The organism is Gordonia sesuvii (assembly GCF_036350415.1).
GTDB lineage: Bacteria > Actinomycetota > Actinomycetes > Mycobacteriales > Mycobacteriaceae > Gordonia > Gordonia sesuvii.
In genome coordinates this window covers 163,748-179,565 of sequence record NZ_JAZDUF010000006.1, presented here as the reverse complement: position 1 = coordinate 179,565, position 15,818 = coordinate 163,748, and the positions used below count along the sequence as shown (strand labels likewise).

Annotated in this window: 15 protein-coding genes; 6 read left to right on the top strand and 9 right to left on the bottom strand. The window is 69.5% G+C overall.

Annotation, left to right across the window (positions count from 1 at the left end):
* Window positions 1–40: 40 nt before the first annotated feature.
* Window positions 41–943: a carboxylating nicotinate-nucleotide diphosphorylase gene (gene nadC / locus VZC37_RS19310; RefSeq protein WP_330434758.1), complete on the bottom strand. Its 903-nt coding sequence runs from the start codon at window positions 941–943 to the stop codon at window positions 41–43.
* Window positions 936–2,006 (bottom strand): quinolinate synthase NadA, encoded by a 1,071-nt coding sequence (nadA, locus tag VZC37_RS19305; protein WP_330434755.1) that lies wholly within the window; start codon window positions 2,004–2,006, stop codon window positions 936–938. Before nadA ends, nadC begins: the two co-directional genes overlap by 8 nt.
* Window positions 2,007–2,261: 255 nt before the next feature.
* On the opposite strand from nadA, the gene VZC37_RS19300 reads away from it, so the two are divergent.
* Both VZC37_RS19300 and VZC37_RS19295 read left to right on the top strand, forming a co-directional pair.
* Window positions 2,262–2,864 (top strand): response regulator transcription factor, encoded by a 603-nt coding sequence (locus tag VZC37_RS19300; RefSeq protein ID WP_330434754.1) that lies wholly within the window; start codon window positions 2,262–2,264, stop codon window positions 2,862–2,864.
* 67 nt (window positions 2,865–2,931) lie between these two features.
* Entirely contained in the window at window positions 2,932–3,648 is a 717-nt protein-coding gene (locus VZC37_RS19295) for an NUDIX hydrolase (RefSeq protein WP_330434752.1), read from the top strand.
* A 7-nt stretch (window positions 3,649–3,655) separates the two neighbouring features.
* Here the strand turns inward: VZC37_RS19295 and map are convergent, their stop codons facing one another.
* On the bottom strand, window positions 3,656–4,417 hold the full coding sequence (map, locus tag VZC37_RS19290; RefSeq protein ID WP_330434751.1) for a type I methionyl aminopeptidase: 762 nt from the start codon (window positions 4,415–4,417) through the stop codon (window positions 3,656–3,658).
* A 99-nt stretch (window positions 4,418–4,516) separates the two neighbouring features.
* Between map and VZC37_RS19285 the strand changes: the two genes are divergently transcribed.
* Complete coding sequence (locus VZC37_RS19285; RefSeq protein ID WP_330434750.1) at window positions 4,517–4,777, top strand: helix-turn-helix transcriptional regulator; 261 nt, start codon at window positions 4,517–4,519, stop codon at window positions 4,775–4,777.
* A gap of 26 nt (window positions 4,778–4,803) precedes the next feature.
* On the opposite strand, the gene VZC37_RS19280 is transcribed toward VZC37_RS19285, so the two are convergent.
* Genes VZC37_RS19280 through VZC37_RS19255 form a run of 6 tightly spaced genes read right to left on the bottom strand, consistent with a single transcriptional unit; the run spans window position 4,804 to window position 10,125 of the window.
* Window positions 4,804–5,439, bottom strand: a complete 636-nt coding sequence (locus VZC37_RS19280; protein WP_330434748.1) for a DUF2567 domain-containing protein — start codon at window positions 5,437–5,439, stop codon at window positions 4,804–4,806.
* On the bottom strand, window positions 5,436–5,720 hold the full coding sequence (gene bsaP / locus VZC37_RS19275) for a biotin synthase auxiliary protein BsaP (RefSeq protein ID WP_330434971.1): 285 nt from the start codon (window positions 5,718–5,720) through the stop codon (window positions 5,436–5,438). Before bsaP ends, VZC37_RS19280 begins: the two co-directional genes overlap by 4 nt.
* Before the next feature lie 16 nt (window positions 5,721–5,736).
* Window positions 5,737–6,777 (bottom strand): biotin synthase BioB, encoded by a 1,041-nt coding sequence (gene bioB, locus VZC37_RS19270; protein WP_330434746.1) that lies wholly within the window; start codon window positions 6,775–6,777, stop codon window positions 5,737–5,739.
* A complete protein-coding gene (gene bioD / locus VZC37_RS19265; protein WP_330434745.1) occupies window positions 6,774–7,643 on the bottom strand; it encodes a dethiobiotin synthase in 870 nt (289 codons plus the stop codon). The genes bioB and bioD overlap by 4 nt, the downstream gene beginning before the upstream one ends.
* Window positions 7,640–8,827, bottom strand: coding sequence for an 8-amino-7-oxononanoate synthase (locus VZC37_RS19260; protein WP_330434744.1), 1,188 nt, complete (start codon window positions 8,825–8,827; stop codon window positions 7,640–7,642). Before VZC37_RS19260 ends, bioD begins: the two co-directional genes overlap by 4 nt.
* Window positions 8,824–10,125 (bottom strand): adenosylmethionine--8-amino-7-oxononanoate transaminase, encoded by a 1,302-nt coding sequence (locus VZC37_RS19255; protein WP_330434743.1) that lies wholly within the window; start codon window positions 10,123–10,125, stop codon window positions 8,824–8,826. The genes VZC37_RS19260 and VZC37_RS19255 overlap by 4 nt, the downstream gene beginning before the upstream one ends.
* Before the next feature lie 141 nt (window positions 10,126–10,266).
* Here VZC37_RS19255 and VZC37_RS19250 point away from each other — a divergent pair, with 141 nt between their 5' ends.
* From VZC37_RS19250 to glgX, 3 genes are all read left to right on the top strand, one after another.
* On the top strand, window positions 10,267–10,875 hold the full coding sequence (locus tag VZC37_RS19250) for a TetR family transcriptional regulator (RefSeq protein WP_330434741.1): 609 nt from the start codon (window positions 10,267–10,269) through the stop codon (window positions 10,873–10,875).
* 185 nt (window positions 10,876–11,060) lie between these two features.
* Window positions 11,061–13,253 (top strand): acyltransferase family protein, encoded by a 2,193-nt coding sequence (locus VZC37_RS19245; RefSeq protein ID WP_330434739.1) that lies wholly within the window; start codon window positions 11,061–11,063, stop codon window positions 13,251–13,253.
* A 75-nt stretch (window positions 13,254–13,328) separates the two neighbouring features.
* Entirely contained in the window at window positions 13,329–15,812 is a 2,484-nt protein-coding gene (gene glgX, locus VZC37_RS19240) for a glycogen debranching protein GlgX (RefSeq protein ID WP_330434737.1), read from the top strand.
* Window positions 15,813–15,818 lie beyond the last annotated feature (6 nt).

Here is a 15,818-nt window from a genome sequence, read left to right as displayed (position 1 = left end):
GAGTGCGCGTCTGGGTGGAGGGTGCGCGCAAGCGCGGGTGTCAGGGCGCGGGGATGTCCAGGCCGAGGTCGAGAGCGGCGACGGAGTGGGTGAGCGCGCCGACGGCGACATAGTCGACGCCGGTCCGGGCGTAATCGCCGGCGACATCCAGGGTCAACCCGCCCGAGCTCTCGAGCTTTGTCTGCGGTGAGCGTGCGTTGCGTCGCTGCACCGCCATCTGGGTCTCCCAGAGCGCGAAGTTGTCGAGCAGGACGAGTTGCGGTTCGAGCGCCAGCACCTCGTCGAGCTGGGCCAACGAATCCACCTCGACCTCGACCGGGAGTCCGGGCGCGCTCGCACGGACCGCGGACAGTGCCGCACTCACCGACCCGGCTGCCGCGACGTGGTTGTCCTTGATCAGCGCGGCATCGCCCAGCCCGAGGCGGTGGTTGACGCCCCCGCCCGCACGGACCGCGTATTTCTGCAGGTAACGCAGGCCAGGCAGGGTCTTGCGGGAATCACGCACCTTGGTGTCGGTGCCGTCGACGGCGTCGACCCAGAGCGCGGTGGCGGTCGCGATGCCGGACAGGTGGCAGATCAGGTTCAGGGCGGTCCGTTCGGCGGTGAGCAGCGCGCCGGTCGGCGCGTGGACGCCCAGGACGACGTCGCCGGGGCCCACGCCGGCGCCGTCGTCGACCGCGGCGGTCACCGTGTAACCGCCGGCTCCGATGACCTCGTCGAGCACCGCGAGAACCACCGGCACCCCGGCGATCACGCCGTGTCCGCGACTGACGATCGCCGCGTCGGTCACGGCGTCGGCGGGCACGGTGGCGGCGGTGGTGACGTCGGGGCCGTACCGGAGGTCCTCGTCGAGGGCGGTCCGGATCAGCGTGCGGACCTCGTCGGTGACGGCAAGGTCGAGCTCCGCCGCTGCCCCGACCTGGCCGACGAAACCGTCACTCACCGGAACCCGGGTTACCGATCGCGATCATCCGCTCGACGCTCTTGCGGGCACGTTCCGCGACGTCGTCGGCGACGAACACCTCGTCACGCCCCTCGCGCAGCGACCGCAGCAGGGCGGCCGGGGTGATCATCTTCATGTACGGGCAGGACGCACGGTCGTTGACGGCCTGGAAGTCGACGCCGGGGGCGGCCTTGCGCAGTTGGTGCAGCATGCCGATCTCGGTGGCGACGAGCACCTGCTTGGCGCCGGTCTCGCGGGCCGCGTCGAGCATCCCGCCGGTGGACAGGATCTTCACCTTCTCCTCCGGCACCGCACCCTCCCCGGCCAGGTAGAGGGCCGAGGTCGCACAACCGCATTCCGGGTGGATGAAGAGGTCGGCGTCGGGATGGCTGCTCGCCTGGTCGGCGAGTTCGTCGCCGTTGATGCCGGCGTGAACGTGGCATTCGCCCGCCCAGATGTGGATGTTGTCGCGTCCGGTCTCCCGTTTCACATGCGCGCCGAGGAACTGATCCGGCAGGAACAGCACCTCCCGATCGGGATCGATCGAGGCGACCACGTCGACCGCGTTGGACGACGTGCAGCAGATGTCGGTGAGGCCCTTCACCTCGGCGGTGGTGTTCACGTACGAGACCACGACGGCGTCAGGGTGATCGGACTTCCAGTCCCGCAGTTCGTCGGCGGTGATCGAGTCGGCGAGCGAACATCCGGCGCGCTCGTCCGGGATCAGCACCCGCTTGTCCGGGCTGAGGATCTTGGCGGTCTCGGCCATGAAGTGCACGCCGCAGAAGATGATCTCGTCCGCGTCGACCTCGGCGGCGATCCGGGACAACGCCAGCGAGTCACCGACATGGTCGGCGACATCCTGGATGGCCGGCAATTGGTAGTTGTGCGCCAGCAGGGTCGCGTTGCGGGCGCGCGCGAGCCGGCGCACCTCGTCGGCCCATTCCGGCGTGGGCTCCACCCCGGAGTATCCGCCCGGACCATCGGTCCACTCGACGTCCATCAGACCCGCTGTGACGGTTGCTGTGTCGGTCACGGCCGGGCGGTCGCTGGTGATGCTCATCGGACACTCCTCACGCGTCTGGCTCGGAGCGGGCTGGCTCCGGCGCCTGAAGTTTTCGACTGGTGATCGAAAACTGTGTCCATCGTAACACCGGGCCGATCTGCGCCATTCCCGTCGGCAATTCGAGTAGTCGACTACTCGTTACCCCGGCGCGCCTGAAACCTAGCGTCATCGATGTACCCACACATCCGTCCGGGTCGGGTCGACATCGGCGAGCCGAACCCGGGGGCCGTAAAGCAGATTGCGAGCAGCGCGATGACCGTTTCACCGTTCGACGCACAACCCACCTCGCCGCGTCCCGCCGGCCCACTGGGGGCAGCACCCGGCGCGAGCCGGCGCGCGGAGGCCGCCGCACAGCGCCGGGAGGCCGCACTCGCCCGCCTCGCCGCGCGACGGATGCCGCTGCCCGGTCAGCCCGGGGCGCCCACATCCGCGCCGCCGACCCACGGGCACCCGGCCACCGTGCGCCGGCCCCTCGACGACCCCCGCGCGCGCGGCCACATGCACCTGGTCACTCCTGTCGCCACCACCCGCCCCGGCCCGCCGGCACCGGCGCGGCCGGCGCCTGCTTTCGGCGGCGCCCGCCCGGCACAGCCCCCGGCAGCCGAGGCATCGTCGCCAGTGGTGCGTCGCCGCCCCGGACTCACCGATCGCGAGATCCAGGTGCTGCGGACATGGTTGCTCACCGATTCGAAGATCGCCGTCGCCGAGGAACTGACGATCTCGATCGGCACCGTCAACACCCACCTGACCCGAATCCGCGCCAAGTACACGGCTGTCGACCGGACCGCTCGGACCAAGGCCGCACTCGCCGCGCGCGCCATCCAGGACGGGATCATGTCGCTCGACGAATTGTGAGCGCAGCGGCGGTGTGGCGCACCGCGGCGGCCCGAGGATCGTGGCCGGTCACCCTACAATCGACGCCATGCCGACGCCCCCGCCGAGTTCGCCCGCAGCCGCCGGGACATCGGACGTGGAGGTCGAGACGCTGACCGCCGTGTTCCAGGTGCGGGAGATGACCGCGGATACGGACCCGGTGCTGTGTGTGCTTCTCGGACACGACGCCGACGGACCGTGGGCGCTGCCCGGTGGCGCCGTGGCGGCCGACGCGACGCTGGAGACCAGCGCGCGACGGGCCGTCGCCGATTCGGTCGCGATCGCGAACATCGCCCATCTCGAACAGTTGGCCGTGTTCTCCGATCCACACCGGCTCCCGGGCACCCGCACCATCGCGTCGACCTACCTGGCGCTGGTCCCCAGCGATGTGCCGACCGAACTACCGCACGCCAGCGCATGGCATCCGGTCGACGCCCTGCCCACCCTGGCATTCGACCACGCAGAGATCGTCGAGGCCGCGCGGCATCGGCTCGCAGCGAAGCTGTCCTACACCAACATCGCGTTCGCACTCGCCCCGAGCCGATTCCCCATGTCCCAACTGTCGGAGATCTATTGCGCAGCATTGGGTTACGCGGTCGACACGACCAATCTGTTGCGCATCCTGAGTCGCCGGGCCGTCGTGGTCGCCACCGGCACCGTCGGCAAGACCGGCCGATCCGGGGGCCGTCCGCCGGCGCTGTACGCGTTCGCCGACACACAACTCCGCGTGACCGACGAGTTCGCGACCCTGCGGCCGCCGATGTGACCGTGGTTCAGGCGGTGAGGACCTCGGCGAGGGTGTCGGTGACGGCGATCGTGTGCTCGCTGTGCGCGGTGCGGGAACCGTCGGCCGACCGGATCGTCCAGCCGTCCGGGTCGTAGACGATGTCCGAGGTGCTGTGCGCCAGCCACGGTTCCAGCGCCAGGGTCAGACCGGGCCGCAACCGCATGCCGGTCCCCCGATGCCCCTGGTTGGACACGTGCGGATCCTCGTGCATCGTCCGACCCAGGCCATGCCCGCCGAACATGGTGTTGACCGGGAAGCCCCGCTCGGTGCAGATCGCGCCGATCGCGGCCGAGATGTCGCCGAGCCGATTGCCGGGTCGCGCGGCATCGATGCCGGCGGCCAACGCCAGCCGCGTCGTCTCGACCAGGAAGGCGTCGTCGTCGCGCGCGGAACCGACGATCACCGTTCGGGCCGAGTCGGCGACCCACCCATCGATCGCCACGGCGATGTCCATACTCAGCACGTCCCCGTCGGCAAGCACCTCGTCGTGCGGAAGGCCATGCAGCACAGCGTCGTTGAGGGACAGGCAGATCACGTTCCGGAACGGCCCACGGCCGAAGGACGGCGCGTAGTCCCAGTAGCACGACACCGCCCCGCGTCGCTCGATCAGCTCGCGTGCCCGCATCTCGAGGTCGAGCAGGTTGACGCCCGGCTCGGCGCGCGCCGACAGGTCGTCGAGGAGTTCGGCGATGAATCGTCCGGTCACCCGCATGGCAGCAACCTCGTCGCGACTCTTCAGTTCGATCACGATGCCCTTTCCGCTGTGGCGGTATTTAAATACCGCATTCCGCCTCACGGTACGCGACGGAACCGGTATTTTCATACCGGTCCGGGTTAGGGTTGGTGCATGGTGCGTGCCCCGTTGACTCCCGAACAGATCGCCGCCGGCCGACGACTCGGCGGTGTGCTGCGGGAATGCCGTGCCGACCGGACGGTCGCCGACGTCGCCGACCGCGCGGGGATCTCGCCGGAGACGTTGCGCAAGATCGAGAGCGGCAGGTTGCTGACGCCGTCGTTCGCGACGGTCGTCGCGTTGGCCCGATCGCTCGAGGTGCCGGTCGAGATGCTCGCCGACGTCGTCGTCGGCAGCCCGGTCGAGACCGGCTGAGCAGGTCTCGACTGCGGAGGTGCCGGTCAGCCGGCCGCGGCCGGTTCGTGCATCTCGTCGAGGTCACCGACCCCCAGATCGGCGGTGCGCGACGCCAGCGCCGCACCCAGATAGAACAGGGCCGCGGCCAGCGGGGCGCAGACGAACAGGACCCAGCCGCCACCGAACCCGCCGCGTACGGCTCCGTCGAGCCAGAGGTCCGGGACGACGTAGAAGGTCGATCCCACCGGCATCGCCCGCGGATCGTCGAATCGCCAGTCGGCCATCCAGGTGCCGGCGACGGCCGCCACGATCGAGCCGGCCACCGTCGCCACCGCGACGACGACGAATCCGACCGGCCCGCGCCAGGCACGACATGCGATCCAGCCGATGAGCACCGCGATGATGCCGTACCCGAACAACAGCAGCGCGAAGGTGCCGACCGCCGCGAACTCCGAACCGAAGGCGGTGGCGGGCACGATCGCCGAGTCCGCGGACACGACCCGGCCGGTCAAGGCCGGCGTCACCACTGCCCACAGCACCCCGACGACGACGCCGAGCAGGACGATCGCGCCAGCCACCGCGGCCAGCGCGGCGACCGGTCGGTCGACCGAGTGCCGCCGCGAGGTGGCCGCGACCGGCTCGTCGGGGATGACCGGCGCGCTCGGCGCCGGGTCGCTCACCGTTGTCCCAGTTCGGTCGAGTCGACCGTTCCATGACGCGAACAGCGCGCACCCCAGCCGTCGGGGCGCACCTGCACCACCATCCGCCGGCCGCACTGGCCGCAGAACCGCGGCGGTTCGAGGCCCATCCGAGCCGCGGTCGGGACGGCGTCGGCCGCCTGGAGTTCGAGTTCCAGGCCGGTGTAGACGCCGAACCGGCACGGCTGGGCGAGCGGGCCGGGGATCTCGGGCGCGACGGCTGACGAGGCCAGGGCGGGCGCGGGGTCCGGTGTCGTCGACATGGTCACGTGTTCGAGCCTAGAGGCTGTCGTTGAGTGCCTTGATCGGCATCGACAGATCGGTCAGCAGATCGAGGTCCTGCTCGGCCGGACGCCCCAGGGTGGTCAGGTAGTTGCCGACGATGACCGCGTTGATCCCGCCGAGGATGCCCTGCTTGGCACCGAGGTCGCCGAGGGTGATCTCTCGGCCACCGGCGAAACGCAGGATCGTGCGGGGCAGAGCGAGCCGGAACGCCGCGACCGACTTGAGTGCCTCGGACGCCGGCAGGACATCGAGATCACCGAACGGGGTGCCCGGCCGCGGGTTCAGGAAGTTCAGCGGGACCTCGTCGGGTTCGAGGGACGCGAGGTCGGCGGCGAACTCGGCGCGCTGTTCGAGGCTCTCCCCCATGCCGAGGATGCCGCCGCAGCACACCTCCATGCCGGCGTCGCGAACCATCCGCAGCGTGTCCCATCGCTCCTCCCACGTGTGCGTGGTGACGACGTTCGGGAAGTGGCTGCGCGCGGTCTCCAGGTTGTGGTTGTAGCGATGCACACCCATGTCCTTGAGCTGGTCGACCTGCTCCTGGGTGAGCATGCCGAGGCTGCAGGCGATCTGGATGTCGACCTCGTTGCGGATCGCTTCGATGCCGGCGGCGACCTGGCTGAGCAGTCGCTTGTCCGGGCCGCGGACGGCCGCGACGATGCAGAACTCGGTGGCGCCGGTCTTGGCGGTCTGCTTGGCCGCTTCCACCAGTGACGGGATGTCGATCCAGGCGCTGCGCACCGGCGATTCGAACAGCCCCGACTGCGAACAGAAGTGGCAGTCCTCGGGGCAGCCGCCGGTCTTCAACGAGATGATGCCCTCGACCTCCACCTCGGGACCGCACCACCGCATCCGGACGTCGTGGGCGAGTTCGAGCAACTCGGGAAGCCGGTCGTCGGGCAGGCGCAGCACCTGCAGGACCTGCTCGCGGTCGAGCGCTTCACCCTGCTCGAGCACCTGTCTGCGGGCGACGGCGAGGATGTCGTCGGCGGTCTGCGACTGCGCGGAGCCGGGGGCGACGGGGGCCTGGGTCACGGGAGAACTCCTTCTGTGGACTGTCGGTTCGGTGACGTGGAGGGTGCTGTGGGCGCAAAAGTGGGTTCCGTCGGCGCGGATCGGGGTTCCGTCGGCGAGAAAGTGGGTTCTGTCGGCGCGAAAGCGGGTTCTGTCGGCGCGAATCGGGGTTCCGTCGGCGGGCCGGCGGGGGCGAGTTCGCGCAGCAGCCAGGTGCGATCGATCCAGCCGGGGGCGCCGCGGCGGAACTCGGACGGCTCCAGACCGCCGGCTCCCGCCGGGATCGTCCCGACGATCGGCACACCGGTCAGCCGCGGTAGGTCGTCGCGGTTGCAGCGCATCGCGAGGTCGGGGTCGGTCGGCCAGGACCCGATGATCAGGCCGGCCGGGCGCAGGCCGTGGGCACGGACGGCGCGGGTGGTCAGCTCGGCGTGATTGAGCGCACCGAGTCCGGCCGGGACCACGACGACGATCGGGGCATCGACAGCGTCGGCGACGTCGAGCAGGGTGAGGTCGGCGGCCAGGCGGACCAGCACCCCGCCGGCACCCTCGACGAGGGTCACGTCGTGAGTCGCCGCGAGCCCTGTGATCGCGTCCGATGCGGTGTCGAGGTCCAGCGCCGACAGTCCGGCCAGTCGGGCGGCGGTTTCCGGGGCGAGGGGGTCGGGATAGCGGACGCATTCGGCGGTGGCGACCGGCCCCGCAAGGTCGTCGATGACGGCGAGGTCGCCCGGTTCGCCGGGCCCGATCCCGGTCTGGGCCGGCTTGCACACCGCGGGCGAGCACCCGGCGGCGCGGGCGGCGACGACCAGCGCCGCGGTGACGATCGTCTTGCCGACATCGGTCGAGGTACCGGCGACCGCGATGACGCGGCCGGGTGCCGTCATCGGGCGCCCACCGCGGTCAGCGCCTCGTTGACGACGTCTGCGACATGGTCGATGACGTCGAGTTCGAGGTCGGCGCGCACGGTCAGACGCAGCCGCGAGGTGCCGGCGGGAACCGAGGGCGGCCGGAAGCAGCCCACCAGCACACCACGGTCGCGACAGTGCGCCGCAGCCGCGACGGCCGCTCGCGGGTCGCCGACGATCAACGAGATGACCGCGGCCGACGGCATCGGCGCGCCGACGGCTTCCGCGAGGCGGGCGGCGTTGCCACGCAGGCGTTCGGGCAGCGATGGATCGGCACCCAGCACGCGCAGCGCGGCGTGTGCGGCACCCACCGCTGCCGGGTTCAGTCCGGTGTCGAAAATGAAGGTGCGGGCCCGGTCGATCAGATGCGACCGCAGCAGCTCGGGGCCGAGCACCACGCCGCCCTGGGCGCCGAACGACTTCGACAGGACCGTCGTCATCACCAGGTCGGGGGCCCCGGACAGGCCGAGTTCGGCGATCAGTCCCCGCCCACCGGGGCCGCGGACGCCGACAGCGTGGGCCTCGTCGACGAGCAGCGCGGCGCCGCCGTCACGAGCGGCGGCGTACAGCTCCGCCACCGGCGCCGGTTCGCCGTCGATGCTGTAGACGGAGTCGGTCACCACCAGTGCCCGTGCCTCCGTGCGCGCTTGCAGGGCATCGCGCACGGCCGCGTGGTCGCCGCGGTCCACGACCACCACCCGCGCCCGAGACAGACGGCACCCGTCGATCAGGGACGCATGGGTTCCGGTGTCGCTGACGATGAGATCGCCGCGTCCGACGAGCGCGGTGATCGCGCCGATGTTGGCGAGGTAGCCCGAGGAGAATGCGAGCGCCGCGGGGAATCCGAGGAAGCCGGCGAGGTCTTCCTCGAGGTCGACGTGTGCGGCGGTGGTACCGACGACGAGTCGAGACGCCGTCGACCCGGCACCCCAGGTGTCCAGTGCGGCGTGGCCGCCCGCGACGACGTCGGGGTGTGTGGACAGCCCCAGGTAGTCGTTGGATGCCAGGTTGATCATCGGCTGCTCGGCGCGGCGGACGACCGGGTCGCGGTGCAGTCCGGCGGTTTTCACCCGCTCGGCCTCCTCGGCGAGCCAACCCAGCGCGTCCTCGCGGGCGGCGGCGGTGTCGAGCAGTTCCGACAGCACGGAATCGGTGGTCGTCATCGTGCACCTTCCACGGCGAGGTCGGCGGACAGGCAGGCGTCGACGGCGGCGCGCACGCCACGGCAGATGGTGGCGATGTCGTCGTCGGTGCAGACGAACGGCGGCATCACGTAGACGTTGTCGCGGAACGGCCGCAGCCACACCCCGGCATCCACGGCCGCCGACGTCGCGGCGCCCATGTCGACCGGCCGGTCGAGCTGCACCACGCCGATGGCGCCGAGGACGCGGACGTCGACGACCCCACGCTTGCCCGCGAGGTCACCGAGACCGTCGTTCAGGCCGCGTTCGATCGCGCGGACACGCTCCCGCCAGTCCGACGACAGCAGAAGTTCGATCGCGGCGACGGCGACCGCGCAGGCGAGCGGGTTCGCCATGAAGGTCGGGCCGTGGGCGAGTCCGCCGGCCTCGCCGTGGCTGATCGTCTCCGCGATCTCGGTGGTGCACAGGGTGGCGGCGAGGGTGAGGTAGCCGCCGGTGAGCGCCTTGCCGAGGCACATGATGTCCGGGGTGACCCCGACGTGGTCGGCGGCGAACAGCTCCCCGGTGCGCCCGAACCCGGTGGCGATCTCGTCGAAGATCAGCAGCACTCCGGCGCGGTCGCAGATGCGCCGCAGCTCGGCGAGGTAGCGCGGGTCGTGGAACCGCATGCCGCCCGCACCCTGCACGACGGGTTCGACGATGACCGCGGCGAGCCGGTCGCGGTGTTCGGCGACGGCCGCCTCGAGCACCGCGACGTAGTCGGCGTCGAACCGGGCGGGTGGCGGTGGGACGAACACCTGGTCGGTCAGGACGTCGGTCCACATCGAGTGCATGCCGCCCTCGGGGTCGCACACGCTCATCGGGGTGAAAGTGTCGCCGTGGTAGCCGCCGCGCCACGTCAGCAGTCGGGTGCGCCGTGTCTCGCCGCGGCTGCGCCAGTACTGCAGCGCCATCTTGACCGCGACCTCGACCGAGACCGAGCCGGAGTCGCAGAAGAACACCTTCTGCAGGGCGTCGGGGGTGATCGACACGAGCAGTTGGGCCAGCCGCGCCGCCGGTTCGTGGGTGAGGCCGCCGAACATGACGTGCGACATCGACGCCGACTGCTCGACCAGTGCGGCGTCGAGCACCGGGTGCCGATACCCGTGGATGGCGGCCCACCAGGAACTCATCCCGTCGACGACGCTCCGGCCGTCGGCGAGCTCGATGCGGACGCCACGCGCACCGCGCACCACCAGCGGCGCCACCGGCGCCGGCATCGCCCCGTACGGATGCCAGATGTGCTCGGCATCGATACGGCTGATGGTGGGCTGGTCCACGCCTGATCGTCCTCACGGTGTCGCGATCCGCGCCGTCGGCGCGGTCTCGGGCGGTGGTCCTGGACGGTGTCCAGGACGCGATGTCCTGAACACTGTACAGGCATTTTCCTGAACGCTGTACAGGCCGCCTACGCTGGGCGGGTGAGCAACAGCCGAGTCGATGTCCTCCGCGCGGCCCGCGACATCCTCGCCGAGCACAGCCTGGCCGACCTGTCGATGCGGCGGCTCGCCGCGGACCTCGGGGTCCGACCCAATGCGCTGTACTGGCACTTCCCCAACAAGCAGACCCTGTTGGCCGCGTTGTCCGACGACATCCTCGAACAGATACCCGACGCACCAACCCACCTGCCGTGGGACGACCGCCTGGCCCACCTCGCCATCGGGCTGCGCACGGCGTTGCTCGAGGTCCCCGACAGCGCCGAGGTCGTCTCGTCCAGCTGGGCCAGCGGGCTGTCGGCGAAGACGATCGTGACGCAGCTGGCGGCAACGGCCCGCGACGGCGGTCTGAGTGAGCGCGATGCCCACGCGGTGGCGACCGCCGTATGTCAGCTCGCGATCGGACTGACGATCGAGGAGCAGACGCGCGCGCAGATGGAGCGCCTGCAGGTGACCGGGCCGTCCGGACGTGACTTCACCGGCGAGTTCGGCGACGGTCTCGGCGTGATCCTCGACGGCGCACGCCTACGCGCGGATCGCTCCGCCGTCACCTCGGCCGACGTCGAGAGCTCGGCCGAAGTCAAGAGAACGTAAAGGTCAGGGGCGGGTGCGGCACACGGTGTGTCGCACCGGACCGAATCGGGATATCACAGCTTCGACCTGTAAATTGCTCTGCGTAAATCGCTCCGGGACGCCGAGCCGGCACCACGCCGGCTCTCCGAGCAGCAGACTCGAGCACCGGGACCCGAGCACACAAGAGCAGAGAGACGCCCCAGTCCGTGGCAGCCACCACCCCCACCACCGCCTCGACCCATCGGGCCCCGGCGGACAATGTGCCCGCGTACCGCACCGACCTCGACGGTCTGCGCGGGATCGCGATCGCGTTGGTCGCGTGCTTCCACGTCTGGTTCGGACGCGTCTCCGGCGGTGTGGACGTCTTCCTCGTCCTGTCGGGGTACTTCTTCGTCGGGTCGTTGCTGCGGCACGCGATCCACAGCCAGGCCACCCACGTCACGCTGCGCGACACCATCAATCCGTGGCCACGGCTCAAGCGGCTGCTGCGACGACTGATCCCGGCCCTGTTCACGGTGCTGATCGCGGTCGCGATCCTGACCGTCATCGTGATCCCACAGACCCGGTGGGTGAGCATCGGCCGCGAGCTGATCGCCAGCGCGCTGTACTACCAGAACTGGCATCTGGCCTTCAATTCGCAGGACTACCTGGCGGCGAGCTCCGCCAACAGCCCGTTGCAACACATCTGGTCGATGTCGGTGCAGGGACAGTTCTTCGTTCTCACCCTGGTTGTCGCGCTCGCGTTCGCCGCGGTCATCAAACTCGTCGCGCGATTCATCGCCCCGGTGGCCGACCCTCGGGTCATCCGAATCCTGGTCGGCCTGGCCGTCCTCGCGGTGGCACTCGTCTCGTTCTACTGGGCGCACATGCGGATGGGCGTCAATCAGCAGTTCAACTACTACGACACCTTCTCGCGTCTCTGGGAGCCGCTCGCCGGTGGACTGCTGGCCATCTGGCTGCCGAGCTGGCGGGTGCCGCGCTGGCTGCGCACCGTCACCGCGGTCGTCGCACTCGCGTTGATCGTCACGTGCGGCTGGTGGATCGACGGCGTCAACGCGTATCCCGGCCCGTGGGCGCTGGTGCCGGTGGGTTCGACCCTGCTCATCATCTGGGCCGGGGCCACCGCGCTGGAACGACCGCGTGCCGGAACACCCGCGCCACAGGGATTACCACCGGTCAACCGGATGCTGGCGAGTCGCTGGCCGGTGTGGCTGGGCACCATCGCCTACTCGCTGTACCTGTGGCACTGGCCCCTGCTCATCTTCTACCTCACCTGGCGGGAGAAGAATCACGCCAACTTCATCGAGGGTGTCGGGCTGCTCGCCCTCTCGGTGGGCCTCGCGTGGCTGACCAAACGCTACATCGAGGACCCGCTGCGCGGCGGCCGCTCGGAGCCCGCACACGCCCGCCGCGACGGCCGCAGGCAGTGGGTGACCTATACCTCGGTGGTGACGTCGATGCTGGTGGTCGGCACTCTGGTCACCGGTATCGGCATCAAGGTCTGGGATCACCGCGTGGCCACGATGGTCGTCGACACCAAGAACCTCGATCCGCGGACCTACCCCGGCGCACGTGCCCTGCTCGAGGGCTGGCCGGTCCCCGCCGTCGACCCGCAACCGTCGCCGCTGATGGTCACGCAGGACTTCCCGGAGACCTCCACCGACGGGTACATGAGTGACTTCGAGGACCCGAGGATTCATGTCGGCGTCTACGGCGACCCGACCGCGACCAGGACGATCGCGTTGATCGGCGGCTCCCACGCCGAGATGTGGATCTCGGCACTGGACCTGCTCGGCCAGCGCAACAACTTCAAGGTCACCACGTACCTGAAGATGGGTTGTCCGATGTCCACCGAGCTGGTCCCCAAACAGGACGGTGTCCCCTACCCCGAGTGCCATGACTGGGTGATGCGCGTCATGGACAAGGTGATCGCCGACGACCCCGACGCGGTCTTCACCAATGCCACGCGGCCCCGCGACTACCAGCCCGGCGACTGGGTGCCGCCCTCCTATCCGCCGATCTTCGACGAGTTCATCGGCGCCGGCATCGAGGTGTTCGGCATCCGGGACACGCCGTGGCCGCACAACGCACAAGGTCTGATCGACACGCCCACCTGTCTGGCCGACGGCGGCTCGGCCACCAGCTGCGCGACTCGTCGAGCGGTGGCGCTGGCACCGGAGAACCCCGCCGAGGAGCTTGCGGCCACCCGTCCGATGTTCCACGCCCTGGATCTGTCCGACGGCGTGTGCGACGCCGAGTTGTGTCCTGCCGTCGTCGGCAACATCGTGGTCTACAAGGACTGGCATCACCTCAGCGCCACCTATGTCCGCAGTTTGACCGACGAACTGGGCAGGCAGATGGCCGCCACCGCACCCTGGACCGGGCCGCCGGGGCCGTGACGGAAGTCGCCATACCACACCGCAACCCGATCTGTCCGAGATGAACAGGCGACCGTCGACCGCTAGTGTTTTCTCATGGAATCGCCGAAGGCCGAGTTCACCAGGTTCGCGGCCCCCGCTACCGGTGGATCGAGCGCATCCGACCCCGCGGAGATCGCCAACGTCCCCGCTCCGGTGGACTACACCCAGACGCCGGCAGACTCCACCCCGTTCATCGTGTGGCCCGGGAACGCATATCCGCTCGGGGCCACCTATGACGGTGTGGGAACGAACTTCTCACTGTTCTCCGAGATCGCCACGGCGGTCGACCTCTGCCTGATCGACAGCGCCGGCGTGGAGCAACGGATCCGCCTCGAAGAGGTCGACGGCTACTGCTGGCACTGCTACCTGCCCAACGTGGGACCCGGACAGTTCTACGGCTTCCGGGTGCACGGTCCCTACGACCCGTCGCAGGGGCTGCGGTGCGACCCGAGCAAACTGTTGCTCGACCCCTACGGCAAGGCGTTCCACGGGGCGTTCGACGGGGATGCCTCACTGTTCTCCTACGCGATGGCCACGCCCGCCGAGGAGCCCCCCGCCGAGAACGCGGCCGAGCCCGCCGACGACGGGTCCGCGACGCCCGAGGACGAGACTGCCGAACCGACGATCGGGACCGACGCGACCCCGGCAGCGAAAGCACCGGCCGCCGGCGACGACGAGGTCGTCGAGACCGACCGGGTGCGTGCGACGACCGGCGAGCCGGAACCGGCGGTGTCGAGTACGGCCACGCCCAGCGTGCCGATGGCGTCGGCGCACCCTTCCGACATGCCGCAACTCGACTCGCTCGGCCACACCATGGTGTCGGTGGTGATCAACCCGTACTTCGACTGGCAGAGTGACCGGGCCCCGCGTCACCCGTACCACCAGACCGTGATCTACGAGGCGCACGTCAAAGGCATGACGGCGACGCATCCCGATGTGCCCGAACACCTCCGCGGCACCTACGCCGGCCTGTGCCACCCGGTCATCATCGACCACCTCAAGTCCCTCGGTGTCACCGCGATCGAACTGATGCCGGTGCACCAGTTCATGCAGGACTTCGTCCTGCTCGACAAGGGGCTGCGAAACTACTGGGGTTACAACACCTTCGGGTTCCTCGCCCCTCATCTGGAGTACGCGTCGCAGCCCGAGCAGCCCGCCAGCGCGGTGACCGAGTTCAAGGCCATGGTGCGGGAGTTCCACCGCGCGGACATCGAGGTCATCCTCGACGTGGTCTACAACCACACCGCCGAGGGCAACCATCTGGGGCCGACGATCTCGTTCCGCGGGATCGACAACGCCGCCTACTACCGGCTGGTCGACGGCAATCCCGAGATGTACATGGACTACACCGGCACCGGCAACAGCCTCAACGGCCGCCACCCGCACACGCTGCAACTGATCATGGACTCGTTGCGGTACTGGGTCCTGGAGATGCACGTCGACGGATTCCGCTTCGACCTCGCGTCCACCCTGGCGCGCGAGCTGCACGATGTGGATCGGCTGTCGGCGTTCTTCGATCTCGTCCAACAGGATCCGGTGGTCAGTCAGGTCAAGCTCATCGCCGAACCCTGGGATGTCGGCGAGGGCGGCTATCAGGTCGGCAACTTCCCGCCGCTGTGGACCGAGTGGAACGGCAAGTACCGCGACACCGTCCGCGACTACTGGCGAGGCGAGCCGGCCACCCTGGGCGAGTTCGCCTCACGGCTGACCGGATCGTCGGACCTGTACGAGGCCACCGGACGACGCCCCCTCGCGAGTATCAACTTCGTCATCGCCCACGATGGGTTCACCCTGCGGGATCTGGTCTCCTACAACGAGAAACACAATCAGGCCAACGGCGAGGACAACCGCGACGGGGAGAGTCACAACCGGTCGTGGAACTGCGGGGTCGAGGGCGCAACCGACGACCCGGACATCCTGGAACTGCGGGCCCGGCAGCAACGCAACATCCTCGCGACGCTCTTCCTGTCCCAGGGCACCCCGATGCTCGCCCACGGCGACGAGTTCGGGCGCACGCAGCAGGGCAACAACAACGTCTACTGTCAGGACTCCGAGCTGGCGTGGATGGACTGGGCGCTGGCCGAGAAGAACTCCGACCTCCTCGAGTTCACCCGCAAGGCGATCGCGCTGCGGACCGGTCATCCGGTGTTCCGGCGACGACGGTTCTTTGCGGGCAAACCGATCCGCTGGGGCGATCAGGCCCTCGACATCGTGTGGCTCACCCCGGCCGGTCAGGAGATGACCTCGGAGGACTGGGACAGCGGGTTCGGCCGCAGTCTCGCGGTCTACTTCAACGGTTATGGCATCGGCGAGCCCGACGAGCGCGGCGAGAAGATCGTCGATGACAGCTTCATCGTCTGTTTCAACGCCCATGACGGCGACATCGACTTCCGGCTCCCGTCGGCGTCGTGGGGCGCGGAATGGATCGGCGAACTCGACACCACCGACCCCACCGGCAGCACGGACCTGACCGCCACCGCCGAGGAGACCGTGACCGTCGGCGGGCGATCGGTGCTGGTGCTGCGCCGGACGGCGTGAGCCGCC

Bases quoted from the DNA above. Each gene is read 5' to 3' on its own strand.
- bioD (WP_330434745.1), bottom strand. From the start codon at position 7,643: ATGACGGCACCCGGCCGCGTCATCGCGGTCGCCGGTACCTCGACCGAT.
- VZC37_RS19285 (WP_330434750.1), top strand. From the start codon at position 4,517: ATGGTGCGTGCCCCGTTGACTCCCGAACAGATCGCCGCCGGCCGACGA.
- glgX (WP_330434737.1), top strand. From the start codon at position 13,329: ATGGAATCGCCGAAGGCCGAGTTCACCAGGTTCGCGGCCCCCGCTACC.
- VZC37_RS19300 (WP_330434754.1), top strand. From the start codon at position 2,262: ATGACCGTTTCACCGTTCGACGCACAACCCACCTCGCCGCGTCCCGCC.
- VZC37_RS19260 (WP_330434744.1), bottom strand. From the start codon at position 8,827: ATGACGACCACCGATTCCGTGCTGTCGGAACTGCTCGACACCGCCGCC.
- VZC37_RS19295 (WP_330434752.1), top strand. From the start codon at position 2,932: ATGCCGACGCCCCCGCCGAGTTCGCCCGCAGCCGCCGGGACATCGGAC.
- bsaP (WP_330434971.1), bottom strand. From the start codon at position 5,720: ATGTCGACGACACCGGACCCCGCGCCCGCCCTGGCCTCGTCAGCCGTC.
- nadA (WP_330434755.1), bottom strand. From the start codon at position 2,006: ATGAGCATCACCAGCGACCGCCCGGCCGTGACCGACACAGCAACCGTC.